Origin of the sequence: Aquabacter spiritensis, from assembly GCF_004346185.1 — a bacterium.
GTDB lineage: Bacteria > Pseudomonadota > Alphaproteobacteria > Rhizobiales > Xanthobacteraceae > Aquabacter > Aquabacter spiritensis.
Map to the genome: position 1 here is coordinate 44,233 of NZ_SMAI01000010.1, position 12,447 is coordinate 56,679.

At 67.3% G+C, this 12,447-nt stretch carries 15 protein-coding genes; 5 read left to right on the forward strand and 10 right to left on the reverse strand.

Annotation, left to right across the window (positions count from 1 at the left end):
• Positions 1 to 35: 35 nt before the first annotated feature.
• Together EDC64_RS15365 and EDC64_RS15370 are read right to left on the reverse strand one after the other, a co-directional pair.
• The gene (locus EDC64_RS15365) at positions 36 to 638 is read right to left on the reverse strand and encodes a glutathione S-transferase N-terminal domain-containing protein (protein WP_132032918.1); all 603 of its coding nucleotides are present in this window, start codon (positions 636 to 638) and stop codon (positions 36 to 38) included.
• A gap of 90 nt (positions 639 to 728) precedes the next feature.
• Positions 729 to 1,586, reverse strand: coding sequence for a 23S rRNA (adenine(2030)-N(6))-methyltransferase RlmJ (locus EDC64_RS15370; protein ID WP_132032920.1), 858 nt, complete (start codon positions 1,584 to 1,586; stop codon positions 729 to 731).
• Positions 1,587 to 1,698: 112 nt separating this feature from the next.
• On the opposite strand from EDC64_RS15370, the gene EDC64_RS15375 reads away from it, so the two are divergent.
• On the forward strand, positions 1,699 to 2,085 hold the full coding sequence (locus EDC64_RS15375) for a hypothetical protein (protein ID WP_132032922.1): 387 nt from the start codon (positions 1,699 to 1,701) through the stop codon (positions 2,083 to 2,085).
• A gap of 42 nt (positions 2,086 to 2,127) precedes the next feature.
• Here the strand turns inward: EDC64_RS15375 and EDC64_RS15380 are convergent, their stop codons facing one another.
• Both EDC64_RS15380 and EDC64_RS15385 read right to left on the reverse strand, forming a co-directional pair.
• Positions 2,128 to 2,808 carry a ribonuclease T2 family protein gene (locus EDC64_RS15380; protein ID WP_245504726.1) on the reverse strand — a complete coding sequence of 227 codons (681 nt, stop codon included), beginning with the start codon at positions 2,806 to 2,808 and terminating at the stop codon, positions 2,128 to 2,130.
• Complete coding sequence (locus EDC64_RS15385; RefSeq protein WP_132032924.1) at positions 2,805 to 3,272, reverse strand: hypothetical protein; 468 nt, start codon at positions 3,270 to 3,272, stop codon at positions 2,805 to 2,807. Before EDC64_RS15385 ends, EDC64_RS15380 begins: the two co-directional genes overlap by 4 nt.
• Positions 3,273 to 3,585: 313 nt before the next feature.
• Between EDC64_RS15385 and EDC64_RS15390 the strand changes: the two genes are divergently transcribed.
• Positions 3,586 to 4,914 (forward strand): type III PLP-dependent enzyme domain-containing protein, encoded by a 1,329-nt coding sequence (locus EDC64_RS15390; protein ID WP_132032927.1) that lies wholly within the window; start codon positions 3,586 to 3,588, stop codon positions 4,912 to 4,914.
• An 88-nt stretch (positions 4,915 to 5,002) separates the two neighbouring features.
• Here the strand turns inward: EDC64_RS15390 and msrP are convergent, their stop codons facing one another.
• From msrP to EDC64_RS15420, 6 genes are all read right to left on the reverse strand, one after another.
• Positions 5,003 to 5,959, reverse strand: coding sequence for a protein-methionine-sulfoxide reductase catalytic subunit MsrP (msrP, locus tag EDC64_RS15395; RefSeq protein WP_132032929.1), 957 nt, complete (start codon positions 5,957 to 5,959; stop codon positions 5,003 to 5,005).
• A 128-nt stretch (positions 5,960 to 6,087) separates the two neighbouring features.
• Entirely contained in the window at positions 6,088 to 6,561 is a 474-nt protein-coding gene (locus EDC64_RS15400) for a DUF992 domain-containing protein (RefSeq protein ID WP_132032931.1), read from the reverse strand.
• Between the two features lie 91 nt (positions 6,562 to 6,652).
• Entirely contained in the window at positions 6,653 to 7,141 is a 489-nt protein-coding gene (locus EDC64_RS15405; protein WP_132032933.1) for a DUF992 domain-containing protein, read from the reverse strand.
• Between the two features lie 54 nt (positions 7,142 to 7,195).
• A complete protein-coding gene (locus EDC64_RS15410) occupies positions 7,196 to 7,678 on the reverse strand; it encodes a DUF992 domain-containing protein (RefSeq protein ID WP_132032935.1) in 483 nt (160 codons plus the stop codon).
• 127 nt (positions 7,679 to 7,805) lie between these two features.
• Positions 7,806 to 9,008, reverse strand: coding sequence for a pyridoxal phosphate-dependent aminotransferase (locus EDC64_RS15415; protein WP_132032937.1), 1,203 nt, complete (start codon positions 9,006 to 9,008; stop codon positions 7,806 to 7,808).
• Between the two features lie 148 nt (positions 9,009 to 9,156).
• Positions 9,157 to 9,828 (reverse strand): class I SAM-dependent methyltransferase, encoded by a 672-nt coding sequence (locus tag EDC64_RS15420; RefSeq protein WP_165933791.1) that lies wholly within the window; start codon positions 9,826 to 9,828, stop codon positions 9,157 to 9,159.
• 186 nt (positions 9,829 to 10,014) lie between these two features.
• On the opposite strand from EDC64_RS15420, the gene EDC64_RS15425 reads away from it, so the two are divergent.
• The 3 genes from EDC64_RS15425 (at position 10,015) to EDC64_RS15435 (ending at position 12,427) form a co-directional block, all read left to right on the forward strand.
• Positions 10,015 to 10,641: a glutathione S-transferase family protein gene (locus EDC64_RS15425; RefSeq protein ID WP_132032941.1), complete on the forward strand. Its 627-nt coding sequence runs from the start codon at positions 10,015 to 10,017 to the stop codon at positions 10,639 to 10,641.
• 308 nt (positions 10,642 to 10,949) lie between these two features.
• Positions 10,950 to 11,291, forward strand: a complete 342-nt coding sequence (locus tag EDC64_RS15430) for a hypothetical protein (RefSeq protein WP_132032943.1) — start codon at positions 10,950 to 10,952, stop codon at positions 11,289 to 11,291.
• Positions 11,291 to 12,427, forward strand: coding sequence for a PQQ-dependent sugar dehydrogenase (locus EDC64_RS15435; protein ID WP_132032945.1), 1,137 nt, complete (start codon positions 11,291 to 11,293; stop codon positions 12,425 to 12,427). Before EDC64_RS15430 ends, EDC64_RS15435 begins: the two co-directional genes overlap by 1 nt.
• Positions 12,428 to 12,447 lie beyond the last annotated feature (20 nt).

Genomic DNA, 12,447 nt, shown 5'->3' on the forward strand with positions numbered 1-12,447 from the left:
GCCGCCGCTGCCCGGCAGATTTCCCCGCCGCGGCGCTACGCCGCCGGCGGGGCGGTCTCGCGAAAGCCGGGGACCTGGGCGGCGAACGTGTCCAGCCAGGCGACCAGGTTGGGATGGGGGCCGCGCCAATCCGATCCCAGGCGCAGATCGACATAAGCCAGCGCACAGGCGAGGGCGATGGTTCCGGCAGTCGGGCCGGCCTCCAGCGAGGGGGGCGCAGGCTCCAGGGCGTCCAGCGCGCGGGCGATCTTCGCCTTCTGGCGCGCCACCCAGTCCGGGTGCTGCCGTTCGACGGGGCGGAAGCGCGTTTCGTAGAAACTGAGCAGCGCCGCATCCATGATGCCGTCCGCGAGCGCCTCGAGACGCAGGCAGGCAAAGCGCGCGGCGGGTTCAGCCGGGATCAGCCGTCCGCCGCCGGAAAGATGATCGAGATAGGCCAGGATGACCGGCGAATCGAACACCGGCGCCTCGCCCTCCACCAGCAGAACGGGCAGCTTGCCCAGCGGGTTTTGCTGGAGGAGCGTGTCGGTCTCGCTCAGCGTGTCCGCGAGTTCCAGGGTCAGAGGAAGGCCGAGATGGTGCGCGGCAACGCGCACCTTGCGCGCGAAGGGAGAGGTGAGGGAATAGCGCAGGCGCATGGAGGGCACTCACAAAAGGCGGGACGACAGGGGTAGAGCGGTTTTCCGCGGGACGGAAGGGCCCTTCCATGCTGCACCGCCCGCGCTCGGTCAGATCGCGCCGGGTTCTCCCACCAGCCACGCCACCCGCACGCGCCCCTTGCCGTCGCGCGCGAGCAGCGGCGCGATCGCCGTGAGAAGGGTTCGCATCTCCTCCTGCAGCGTGAAGGGCGGATTGACCACGATCAGCCCGGACCCCGACAAGGTGTCCTGCGCGCGCACTTCGGCGAAGTCGAACTCGATCTTCAAGGTTTTGGGCATGCGCAGGCGCGCCACATCGCGGCGGAACGCGTCGACCGCACGCAGATCCTTGATCGGATACCAGGCCATCGCCATGCCCTGCGCGAAGCGGGCATGAGCCTCTTCGAGGGCGCCGGTGAGGCGGGCGAACTCCCCCGGCTCCTCGAACGGCGGGTCGATGAGCACGAGGCCGCGCCGCTCGCGCGGCGGCAGGTGCGCCCGGACCGCTTGATAGCCGTCCTGGCTCAGGATCTTCGCCCGGCCGTCGGCGGCGTTGCGCTCCAGTTTGGCCTTTTCCTCGCGATTGAGTTCGCAGAACAGAAAGCGGTCCTGAGGACGCGAGAGCGCCAGAGCGAGCACCGGCGAACCGGGATAGAAGCGTGGCCCGCGCTCCGCCCGCAGCCGGCGCACCGCATCGAGATAGGGCGCGAGGAGGGCGGCGGCCGGGGCCGGCAGATCGGCGTCGAGCAGCCGCTCGATTCCGGCTTCCGCCTCCCCGGTGCGCTGCGCCGCCGCACCGCCGAGATCGTACAGGCCGGCGCCGGCATGGGTGTCCAACACCCGGAACGGCGTGTCCTTGCGGGCGAGATGCAGAAGGATGCGGGCGAGCGCCGCATGCTTCATCACGTCCGCCGCATTGCCGGCATGAAAGGCGTGGCGGTAATTCATCGAGATCCGGGCCGGCGCGGGTGTCGCAGGGGAGAGAGCTTGCGCCGTGTCTTCTCAAAATGCACTGATGCCGTCCGGTCAAGGCCCGTTGGTCCGTTCGAGGAAAACGTCCATGAAATATGCTGCTTTTATCGCCGCGCTGCTGATCGCCGCTCCCGCCGCGGCGCAGGAGATTCCGTCGCTCCTCGGCACCTGGAAGGGCGCGAGCGATGGGCTCGGAAAGCAGGACGGCTGGGTCACCGGCCCCGTGACGCTGGTGGTGACGGAGCAGCGCGGTCGCTCGTTCAAGGCCCGCATCACTTATGCCTCTCCCAAAGGCGGCGAACAGAACGAGGATCTGGTCGGCACGCTCGCGCCGGACGGCGCCTCGATCTATCTCGCCGGCGATGACGGCATCCATATCGCGGCGCTGAAGGGCGGCATCCTCGATGCCTGCTATCTGGAGCCCGGCGACAATGACGGCCTCGCCGTCTGCTCCCGGCTGCAGAAGCAGCCGTGACGGCCCGCGCCACGCAGGGGCGATGGTTCGAAGGCGCGGGGTTCAGCGGGGCGCGGGAACGCTGATTTGACGGCGGGCCGCGCAGCCGCGCCGGTCGACTTCGGGACAGGCGCGGAAGGCGAGGTCCCGGGTCAGACAGATCCGGACCTCGGACAGCCGGCCCTTGCCGCATTGCACGGCGATCATGTCGGCGCCGAGGCCGGGATTGGCGGCCCGGAAGGCGGCTTCGATGCGCTCGGGGCTGAGGGCGAGATCGGCCTGCGGGGCCTCGAGCGGCGGCGGGATCGCGATCCGGGCGCGGGCCTGCCGCAGCAGCGCAAAATATTCCACCGGGCCGAGGCCGGTACAGGTGCCGTGCTTGCGCCATTCATGGCGGATCAGGCCGGGGCTCGGCATCAGATCGAGCGTCCCGTCCGCCACGGCACGCGACACGGGCGGCGGCGGTAGCTGGCAATAGGCGGGATAGCCGGCCTCATATTGCGGCCAGAGCCCGTGAACGATGAAGCCGTAGGGATGGGCGGCGCGGCATTGCGGGTCGCCGGCCGCAGCCTCCCCGGCACAGAAGGTCGGGCTCCAGGACAGGCTCAGAACGTAGAAATCGAAGCGGCCCGGAATATCACGGTCGCGGTCACGCGGCGCGACGGTTTGGGCGACCGCCGGCGCGAGGAGGATGAGAAGGCCGGCGAGAACGCAGAAAAGGCCCGCGCGCGGGCCGCGGATCACGGACGGGCCATCTTGCAGTTCGGGGCGTAAGCGAGGCTCTTATCGAGCCCTTCGACGCACCATTCGACACCCCAAGTATATCCCTGGAAGCTCGAATCCGCGATGATCGAATAATAGATCGGGTGACGCCGCTGATCCGAAAGGGTGACGGTCGCGCTGCAATAGCGGCGCGGCTGGAAGCCCTCGCCCCAGGGGCGGAAGGCGATCTCGCGCACGTTGAAGAAGTCCTTGATGTTCAAGGCGGCGTTCCAATACATGCGCTCGGTTTCGGCAAAGCGCATGGAGATCGTGCCGAGCGCCAGCGGTTCGGTGCAGGCCGGCAGATCGCCGCTATAGCTGTCGTTGGGCAGCCAGAAATTGTCGAGCAGAATGTTCGCCGCGCGCACCGGGACCACCGCCGCCACAACCGCCATCACGGCCGCGATGCCGGCTCCGGCCCAACGCCTGTGCAACCCGCGCTCCATTCCGCTCTCCCCACCAAGACGCCTCAGCTCGAGGCGGGACGATGAGATGCTCACGGCGCGCGGTCAAGCGTAGCGGAGCAACACTTGGCCGCAAAACGCGCGAGAAAGTGAGGTCCGGTTGCCGCGCGGCGGCGGCACCCTCGGTTGGTCCAGGAAATTCGGCTGATGCCCCAGGGCATTGAAGGGCGTGCACGCGCCGTCCTCCCGTCGCCCCGCCGCCGCCATACGGCTGTCGCGAAACACATGCCTGATTGACCGAACACTAGAGACGGTGGCACCTGTGCCGCCAAAGTCCAGAAACCGAAAGAGCATCATGTCCAAATCCGGCTTCGTTCCCCATGTCGTGGCGGACAGCGCGGCAATCGGCGCACAGCGTTTCGCCACGGCCAGGGACGTCGCGCTGCAACTGCGTCCGGACCAGCCGATCTATTGCTTCCGTCCTGGCGTCCTCGCCGCGGACGCCCGCGCTTTCAAGGCGGTGTTCCCCGGCAAGACCGCCTATGCGGTCAAGACGAATGGCGAGCACGAGGTTCTGAAGACGCTCGCCGATGACGGGATGGCGGTGTTCGACGTCGCGAGCCCGGCCGAGTTCGCGGCTGCGCGGGCGGTCTCGCCGCGCTCCGAGCTGCTCTACATGCACCCGGTCAAGGCCCAGTCGGACATCCGCCTCGCCTTCGAGACCTACAAGATCCGCGTCACGGCAGTCGACCACGAGGACGAGGTGGCGAAGGTGCTGCGCATCGTGCGCGCGCTCGATCTCGATCCAGAAGATTTCACCCTGTTCGTGCGCATCGCCTCCAAGGGCGAGGCGGCCTACGAATTGTCGAAGAAGTTCGGCGCGGCTCCGGCCCATGCCGCCGAACTGCTGCAGCGCATCGACAATATAGGCTTCAAATGCGGCATCGCATTCCATGTCGGCAGCCAGGTCGAGGATCCGACCACGTATGAGCGGTCGATTGCGACCGCTGCCGAGGTCCGCGATGCCGCCCGCGTGCCGATCGCCGAACTGGACATCGGCGGCGGCTTTCCCGCGCTCTATGGCGCCGATCCGCGCAAGCGCCAAACGGCGATGCCGCCCCTGACCGAGCTGATGCGCTCGATCCTCGATGCCGTGGCGAAGCACGGGTTCGGCGATACGCCGCTGGTGGCCGAGCCGGGGCGCGTGGTGGTCGCCCGCGCCTATTCCTTGGTGGCGCGCGTGCTCCTGAAGAAGGGGCAGCGGCTCTACATCAATGACGGGATCTGGTCGTCACTGTCGGACAGCTGGACCGGAAAGCTGCTTTTGCCGGTCAATCACATTCCCGATCCCGCGCGCCGGCGCCGGTTCGGCGATCCCAACAAGATGGTGCCGTTCCGCATCTATGGCGCCACCTGCGACAGTGTCGACGTGCTCTCGCGGCCATTCTATCTGCCCGAAACCGTCGATACCGGGGACTGGATCGAAATCGGCCATATCGGCGCCTATTCGCTGTCCCTGCGCACCCGATTCAACGGCTTCTATCCCGATACGGTGGTCGAAGTGGACCAGCCGTTCGAGAGCGCCGATCTCGGCGCGAGCCTCCCCGAACCCGAGCGGCCGCAAGATGGCGTCGGGGGCGATTCGCGCGGCGAGCTTCACGAGCCGCCCGAAGAGGTCCGCTGATTTACGTGGTGCCGGCCTTCGGTCGACGCACTTTGCCGGGACTGCGTTCGGCTGGTAATGCCATCCGAACGCAGCATGACCGGCCGGGTCACAGGAACAGGCGTTCCTTTTCCATCCCGGCATAAAGGCCGGCGACGTATTCGCCATAGCCGTTATAGAGCAGGGTCGGCCGGCGTTCGCCGGTTGCGATGTCCTTTTCGGTCGCCTGGCTCCAGCGCGGGTGGGAGACCTGCGGGTTGACGTTGGCCCAGAAGCCGTATTCGGACCCCTGCACCACCTCCCAGAAGCCCTTCGGCCGCGTCTCGAGGAACGAGACCTTGACGATGGCTTTGATCGACTTGAATCCGTATTTCCAGGGCAGGGCGACGCGCAGGGGCGCGCCGAACTGGTTCTGCGCCGGCTTGCCATAGATCCCGGTCACCATGAAGGCGAGGTCGTTGGTGGCCTCGGCCATGGTGACGCCTTCGACATAGGGCCAGGGATAGAAGCGTCCGCTCTGGCCGGGGGCGACGCTCCGGTCCAGGAAAGTCTCGAAGCGCAGATATTTGGCGCTGCCGAGCGGCTTGGCATAGTCCACCAGCGCCTTCATCGGAAAGCCGGTCCACGGCACCGCCATGGACCAGGCCTCGACGCAGCGATGGCGATAAAGCCGCTCTTCCAGTGTCACCGCCTTCAGGAGATCGTCGATGCCGACCTGCCGCGGGGTTTCGACCAGACCGTCGATCGTGATGACCCACGGCCGCGTCTTGAGCTTGGCGGCGGCGCGGCCGACGTCGTAATTGCCGCCGAATTCGTAATAATTATTCACCGTCGAGGCCGAGGCCTCCGGGGTGACCGGCCGGTCCAGGACGTAGCGCGGATTGCGCGGCGCCGGGTAGAGCGCGGCGGAGGGATCGCCCTGCGCCTGCGCCTGTGCCGGGCCGACCAGGCCGGCCGCCGCGCCGATCATGCCGGCGCCGAGCAATGTGCGGCGCGAGAGATAGACATGCTCGGGGGTCGCTGCGCTCTCGGGAATTTCCCAGCCACGCCGTTTCAAAATATGCATCGCACACCCTCCGTTGCCCGTGAGCATTGCGAGGCCGGCGGGGCCGGGCAAGTCAAACACACGTGTTTCGCGCCCGCCTATCCCCGCGCATGTTCAAACGCGCGTGAGACGCGTCTCCTCCGACCGTTTCATCGCGTCGGGGAAGGCGCGGGGGCGAGGGTGAGGCTTGCGGCAGCAAGGGCGATGGCGAGGCCGCTATCGGCGGAGACGCTGACAGGCTGCAGCGCGAGGCCGTGCGCGGCGTCCTTCGCCACCAGGACGTTCGCCGCGAGGCCCGGTCCGAGCGCCACGCCGGCGGTGACACCGACATAAGTACCCGCCAAGGCACCGAGCCCGAGGTGCGGCGTCGTCGAAAGCACCATCCAGATCATGCTGCCCTGGTCGGACACGCCGAAATCGAGGCCGACGCGGTCGAAGGTGCCGGAATAATATTGGGTGCCCATTCTGGCGGACGGCCGGAATTCGCAAGTCAGGCGGCGCGACGAGCCGAAGCCGTAGGAGACGGACGCCGGGCTGCGGCATTCGAGCAGGCCCGATTCGATCGCCGTTCCGCCGGCGCCGCCCGCTTGCATATCCGGCTGCGCGAGGCCGGGCGTCGGCATGCTCTGCCCCGCCGCACCGGCGGCGGACGCGCACCAGGCGGCCGCCGTCACGCAGGCCGCTATGCCGGCGCGCCCGGTGCCCGGCCGCACCTCAGCGGGCCGGGGTCAATGTCAGATCCGACACGCCCGCCGCAATGGCGATCCCGGTCGTCCCTTCGAGCGAAAGCGGCTGAAGCGCGATCGTGCTGTTCGAGCCTCCGAGCAGAACATTCGCCCCCGCGCCGAGGCCCCAGGCGGCATCCGCGGAAACGCCGACATATTTGCCTGCGAGGTCCACGGGGGTCGGCGCATTGGTCGGGGCGAAGACGGCCCAACCGAGCACGCTCGGACCACCGGCGCCGATATCGATGCCGAATCGCGCCACCGATCCCTTGTACAGACCCGCGACCTTGGTCGCGCCCGGCATGCCGGTCCGCAGCTCGCAGGTCATCTCGCGCACCGAGCCCAGAACGAACCCGACATAAGGCGCAACGTTGCAGCGCAGGACGCCGACCTGCACCTTCGTGGGGGCCTGGGCAGCCGCGGGCAGAAGCGAGGCGGCGAAGGCCGCGACAGCTGCAAAGGCGGTGGAAAGGCGCATGGCAAACCTCGTTCAAAATGTCCGGGTGGGGCTTTCGACCCCACCCGGAAGCTATCAGCGGAGCGTCAGGTCGGCCACCCCGAGGGCGAGATTGATGCCCGTTTCGCCCTGCACCGAGACCGGCTGCAGCGCGATCGTGTTGTTCGAGCCGCCGACCAGAGCGTTCGCGCCGACGCCAACCCCGATCGCTGCGCCGGCGGAGACGCCGACATAGGTGCCGCGCAGGTCGGTCGGGTTGATCGAGCGGGTCGGAGCGAGGACGGTCCACACCATGACGCCGGTGCCGTTCATTCCGATATCGAGACCGAAACGCCGGATCGTGGCGGCGTAGGAGCCGGCGGCTGTGCGACGGGTGGCGGGCTTCAGGGTGCAGGTGGCTTCACGCACCGAACCGATGATGAAGGCGACGTTCGGCTTCATGTTGCAGACCAGGGTGCCAACCTGGACGCGGCTCTGGGCGGCGGCCGGCAGCGCGCCGAGCGTCAGGGCGGAAGCGGCGATCGCGGCGGCAAGGCCGGCTTTGGCAAACATCTTCATGGGTATCCTCCAAGGGAGCCCGCGCCTTCAGGCGCCGGACTCAGCCAAGCCTTAGCTCGGCATCGCCGTTCAGCCAACGCCCTGCATGGCCGCAAGTTCCCTTAAGGAGAAATGCGGATCGCGGCGTTCAGTCCAGCGCGCCGCAGAAGCGCTGGATGCGCCGGCAGGCCTCCTCCAATTCCTCCGTACTGGTCGCATAGGAAATGCGAAAAGCCGGGGCAAGGCCGAAGGCCGAACCGTGCACCACCGCCACGTTCTCGACCTCGAGCAGTTCGGTGGCGAAATCCTCGTCGGTTGCGATCGCCTTTCCGGTGGGCGAGGTCTTGCCGATCGCTCCGGCGCAGGACGGGAAGACGTAGAACGCGCCCTCCGGCTTCGGGCAGGTGAGGCCCTTCGCCTGGTTCAGCATGGCGACGACCAAGTCGCGCCGCTCCTTGAACACGGCATTGTTGCGCGGAATGAAGTCCTGCGGCCCGTTCAGCGCCTCGACCGCCGCCCATTGGGCGATCGAGGAGGGGTTGGAGGTCGATTGCGACTGCAACGTGCCCATCGCCTTGATCAGGGGTTCCGGGCCGCCGGCATAGCCGATGCGCCAGCCGGTCATGCAATAGGCCTTCGACACGCCGTTCATCGTGAGGGTGCGGTCGTAGAGGCTCGGTTCCACCTGGGCCGGGGTGGCGAACTTGAAGTCGTCATAGACGAGGTGTTCGTACATGTCGTCCGTCAGGATCCAGACTTGCGGATGGCGCACGAGGACGTCGGTGAGGCGCTTCAGCTCGTCGTGCGAATAAGCGGCGCCGGACGGGTTGGACGGCGAATTGAAGATCAGCCACTTGGTCTTGGGCGTGATGGCGCGTTCCAGCTGCTCGGGCTGGAGCTTGAAATTGTCCTCGATCCGCGTTTCGATCGGCACCGGCGTGCCGCCGCAGAATTCGACGATGTCCGGATAGCTCACCCAATACGGCGCGGGGACGATGACCTCGTCGCCGGGGCCGACGGTCGCGACCAGCGCGTTGAACAGCACCTGCTTGCCGCCGGTGCCGACGCTGATCTGGCTCGGCTTGTAATCGAGGCCATTGTCCCGCTTGAACTTCTTGACGATGGCCGCCTTCAGCTCGGGGATCCCGTCCACCGCGGTGTAGCGCGTTTCGCCCCGACGGATGGCGGCGATGGCCGCTTCCTTGATGTTGTCCGGGGTCTCGAAGTCCGGTTCGCCGGCGCTGAGCGCGATCACGTCGCGCCCGGCGGCCTTCAGCTCGCGGGCCTTGTTGGAGATGGAGATGGTGGGGGACGGCTTGATCCGCTTCAAAGCGGGCGACAGCAGGCTCATGGCCTTCGGATCTCCGGACAAATGCGCCGCGCGGGGCCGGGCTGGCGCAGGATACGTACCATGCTCCGGACACTTTACGTGATCCGCGGGACGGCGCGACCATTTAATCGCGCTGGACCGGGCCGACAAGCGATGCGGCACGCCCGGCTCAGGCAACCTTCCTGGCGAGGAGGAGAATCTGCCGGCCGAACAGATTGGGGAAATGTCGGGTCCCGGCCGCGTCGATCGCCGCAAGCAGCGGCTTGGCGCTGCGCAGACGACGCAGGGGCCAGAGCGGGACCGACCCTTCGGCCTTCTTCTCGATGATTTCGATCCTGCCGCGCAGGTCGGCATGATCGAAATGATGCTCGACCGTAGCGTAGGTGAAAAAACGCAGATGGGTTCGGTCGAGAATACCGGAATCGGCGTAGGTCCAGTCCCCCATGAGAAACCTCGCACGGGTACGCCATTCGAGGACATTGGGGACCGCGATTACGATCGCCCCCCCGGCCTCGAGCATCGGCAGAAAGGCCGAGAGCACCCTCGCCGGATCGCGCATGTGTTCGAGCACATGCGAAAAGAGCAGGCAATCGAACGGGGGCGCGATCCTCGCGGCGGCGTCCCGCTCGATGTCCGCCACATAGACCTTGTCCAGAACGTCGGACGCTGCGTCCGCCTCGACCTGATTGTGGGTGATGCCCTCGATTGTTACAGCGGGCCGGCGCTGCTTGATCAGTCGCGCGAGATCCCCGCTGCCGCATCCGATGTCGAGAATGCGTCGGCTCTCCGGCGGGATGTGCGCCGCGACGAAGGCGTTCCCCGTGTCGGAATAGACGTGCATCAGCCAATCCCCCGGTCGCGACGCGCACCGCGGCGATTTTAGCATGCAGCAAGGCCCCCTGCCGATTGCCGGCAAGAATCTGCGCCGATCGCATCGGACAGATCGGTGCATCGCGCGGTCCCCGTGGGGCATCTTGCGCTCCGCTTGGGTCAACGCCATCTGCGGGGAGATCGGGAGGACAATGCCGTGCTCAAGCTGTATTCGACCCGGTCTTCCGGGAACGCCTACAAGGTGCGGCTGGCCCTCGCGCATTTGCGCCTGGCCTTCACCGAAATCGAAATCGACATCTTTGCCGGGGAGAACCGAACCCCGGAATTCCTCGCCCTCAATCCCGAGGGGCGGGTCCCGCTCCTGCAGCTCGAGGACGGCACGATCCTCGCGGAATCCAACGCGATCCTGTTCTATCTCGCGGAGGATACAGGGCTCGTTCCGGCGGGACGGCGCGGGCGCGCGGAGGTTCTGCGCTGGATGTTCTTCGAGCAGAACAACCACGAGCCCGGCATCGCGCAGGCGCGCTTCTGGTTGCGGGAGGTTCGCGGCGGCCGCGAACTGCGCACGCACGATGTCGACCGCTGGATGGAAGAAGGCTATGGCGCCCTCGCCATCATGGAGCGGCACCTCGCCGGACGGGCGTTCTTCGTGGGCGAGAGCCTGACCGTGGCCGATCTCGCCCTCTATCCCCACACGCTGCTCGCGCCGGAGGGCGATTTCGATCTCGCGCCGTTCGACAATGTGCGCGCCTGGCTGAACCGGGTGGCTGCGCAACCCGGTCACATGCCGATGGATTGGCGGCCGCTGCGGTATGCGGCGTGACGAATCCCGCCGCCCGGACCCGGGGCGGGTTGCGGCCAGGGTCACGCTTGCGTGATCTAAGTCATGAAAGCGCCACGGTTTTTCCTGGGCCAGCCGCCGCTCCGCCACAATCGCATCGCGCTCTCGGAGCAACCATTGTTCATCAGGCTGGAACCGAATCCCCCTGATTCGGTTTTGAGTGCCAAGCCCTAGGGACGGCGCAGCCAAGGCAATTCCGCCGCGGCGGCATCACCGGCCTCTAGCAATGTGAACGAGATCGCTCCAGTCGGAATGCCGGCGTGGCGGTACAAGCGGATCGGGTGCTTTCCATGTCCGAGTTTCGCGAGTTCGGAATGTTGCGGGTCGGGGCCTCGGCGGCGGACCCGGAAGCCCTTGCGCGGGCCGTCCGCAAGCACAAGACGGGCGATGCCATGGCCCAGGCGGCGCTGACGGTGGCTCTGATGATGGCGATCTGCGCCGTCACTTTTGTCCTGTCGGTAGATGGTGCGGCCGCTTTCACCCTTGGCGGGGAGAATTCGTCGGTCGCATCGCATCTCCTTTTCGGCGCGTCGCTCGCCGCCACCGGCGCCGTGGCAGTGGGCATTCTCCTGTGGACCAATGTGCGCACGCGGGCAGTTCCCGTGCGGGTTCGCCGGAGCCGGCGCGACTGATGGTGCGGCTGGCTCTCGCCACCGCACTCGCCGCCGTCTGTCTTCACTTTTCGGCCGAGGCGGTTCGTGCCCAAAGCGCCCCCGTGCGGACGTTCGGCGGGGAGCAGGTGCGCGTGACGCGCGTGGCTGCCGGGCTCGACCATCCCTGGTCGATCGCCTTCCTTCCCGAGGGGCGCCTCCTCGTCACAGAGCGCGAAGGACACCTGCGCGTCATTTCGCGCAACGGATCGGTTTCTCCGCCGATCGAAGGACTCCCCGCCGTGCGGGCGGTCGGGCAGGGTGGCTTGCTCGACGTCGCACTCGATCCTGATTTTCCGCGCAATCGTCGGGTCTATGTCAGCTATGCGGAGCCGCGGGCCGATGGCGCCGGCACGGCCGTCGCGCGCGGTCGCCTGTCGCAGGATGCGACGCGGCTCGACGATGTCGAGGTGATCTTCCGTCAGAGGCCATCTGGAAGCGGCGGCAACCATTTCGGCTCGCGCCTGGTGTTTGGACGGGATGGCACCTTGTTCGTGACGCTGGGCGACCGATTTTCCATGCGCGACATGGCGCAGGATCTTTCCACCACGATCGGCAAAGTGGTGCGGATCAATCCGGATGGCTCGGTGCCCGCCGACAATCCGTTTCGCGGCCGAGCGGACGCGCTGCCGGAAATCTGGAGCTACGGGCATCGCAACGTGCAGGCGGCCGCGCTCGATCCGCGCACCGGCCGTCTCTGGGCGGTGGAACACGGCGCGCGCGGTGGCGACGAGGCGAACATTCCGGCAGCCGGGAAGAATTACGGCTGGCCGGTCATCAGCTATGGCCGCGACTATTCCGGCGCGAAGATCGGCGAGGGGACGGCGAAGCCAGGACTGGAGCAGCCTGTCTTCTATTGGGATCCCTCGATCGCACCCTCCGGCGCGGCCTTCTATGATGCTGCCCTCATGCCGCGCTGGAAGGGGAGCCTGTTCGTCGGCGCGCTCGCCGGCATGTCCTTGGTGCGCCTCACGCTCGACGGCGACAGCGTCACGGGGGAGGAGCGGCTGTCGCTCGGCAAGCGCGTGCGCGACGTGCGGCAGGGACCGGACGGCGCATTGTGGCTCGCCATCGACGATGCCGACGGCGAGATCCTGCGGATCGCACCCGCGCGATAGGCGCGGTGCTGCAGGGGGCG

What these genes read in the sequence shown, in the direction of transcription:
- EDC64_RS15390 (WP_132032927.1), top strand. Translation starts at nt 3,586, where the DNA reads ATGTCCAAATCCGGCTTCGTTCCCCATGTCGTGGCGGACAGCGCGGCA.
- EDC64_RS15435 (WP_132032945.1), top strand. Translation starts at nt 11,291, where the DNA reads ATGGTGCGGCTGGCTCTCGCCACCGCACTCGCCGCCGTCTGTCTTCAC.
- EDC64_RS15420 (WP_165933791.1), bottom strand. Translation starts at nt 9,828, where the DNA reads ATGCACGTCTATTCCGACACGGGGAACGCCTTCGTCGCGGCGCACATC.
- EDC64_RS15370 (WP_132032920.1), bottom strand. Translation starts at nt 1,586, where the DNA reads ATGAATTACCGCCACGCCTTTCATGCCGGCAATGCGGCGGACGTGATG.
- EDC64_RS15430 (WP_132032943.1), top strand. Translation starts at nt 10,950, where the DNA reads ATGTCCGAGTTTCGCGAGTTCGGAATGTTGCGGGTCGGGGCCTCGGCG.
- EDC64_RS15400 (WP_132032931.1), bottom strand. Translation starts at nt 6,561, where the DNA reads ATGCCGACGCCCGGCCTCGCGCAGCCGGATATGCAAGCGGGCGGCGCC.
- EDC64_RS15385 (WP_132032924.1), bottom strand. Translation starts at nt 3,272, where the DNA reads ATGGAGCGCGGGTTGCACAGGCGTTGGGCCGGAGCCGGCATCGCGGCC.
- EDC64_RS15365 (WP_132032918.1), bottom strand. Translation starts at nt 638, where the DNA reads ATGCGCCTGCGCTATTCCCTCACCTCTCCCTTCGCGCGCAAGGTGCGC.
- EDC64_RS15415 (WP_132032937.1), bottom strand. Translation starts at nt 9,008, where the DNA reads ATGAGCCTGCTGTCGCCCGCTTTGAAGCGGATCAAGCCGTCCCCCACC.
- EDC64_RS15405 (WP_132032933.1), bottom strand. Translation starts at nt 7,141, where the DNA reads ATGCGCCTTTCCACCGCCTTTGCAGCTGTCGCGGCCTTCGCCGCCTCG.
- EDC64_RS15375 (WP_132032922.1), top strand. Translation starts at nt 1,699, where the DNA reads ATGAAATATGCTGCTTTTATCGCCGCGCTGCTGATCGCCGCTCCCGCC.
- EDC64_RS15410 (WP_132032935.1), bottom strand. Translation starts at nt 7,678, where the DNA reads ATGAAGATGTTTGCCAAAGCCGGCCTTGCCGCCGCGATCGCCGCTTCC.
- msrP (WP_132032929.1), bottom strand. Translation starts at nt 5,959, where the DNA reads ATGCATATTTTGAAACGGCGTGGCTGGGAAATTCCCGAGAGCGCAGCG.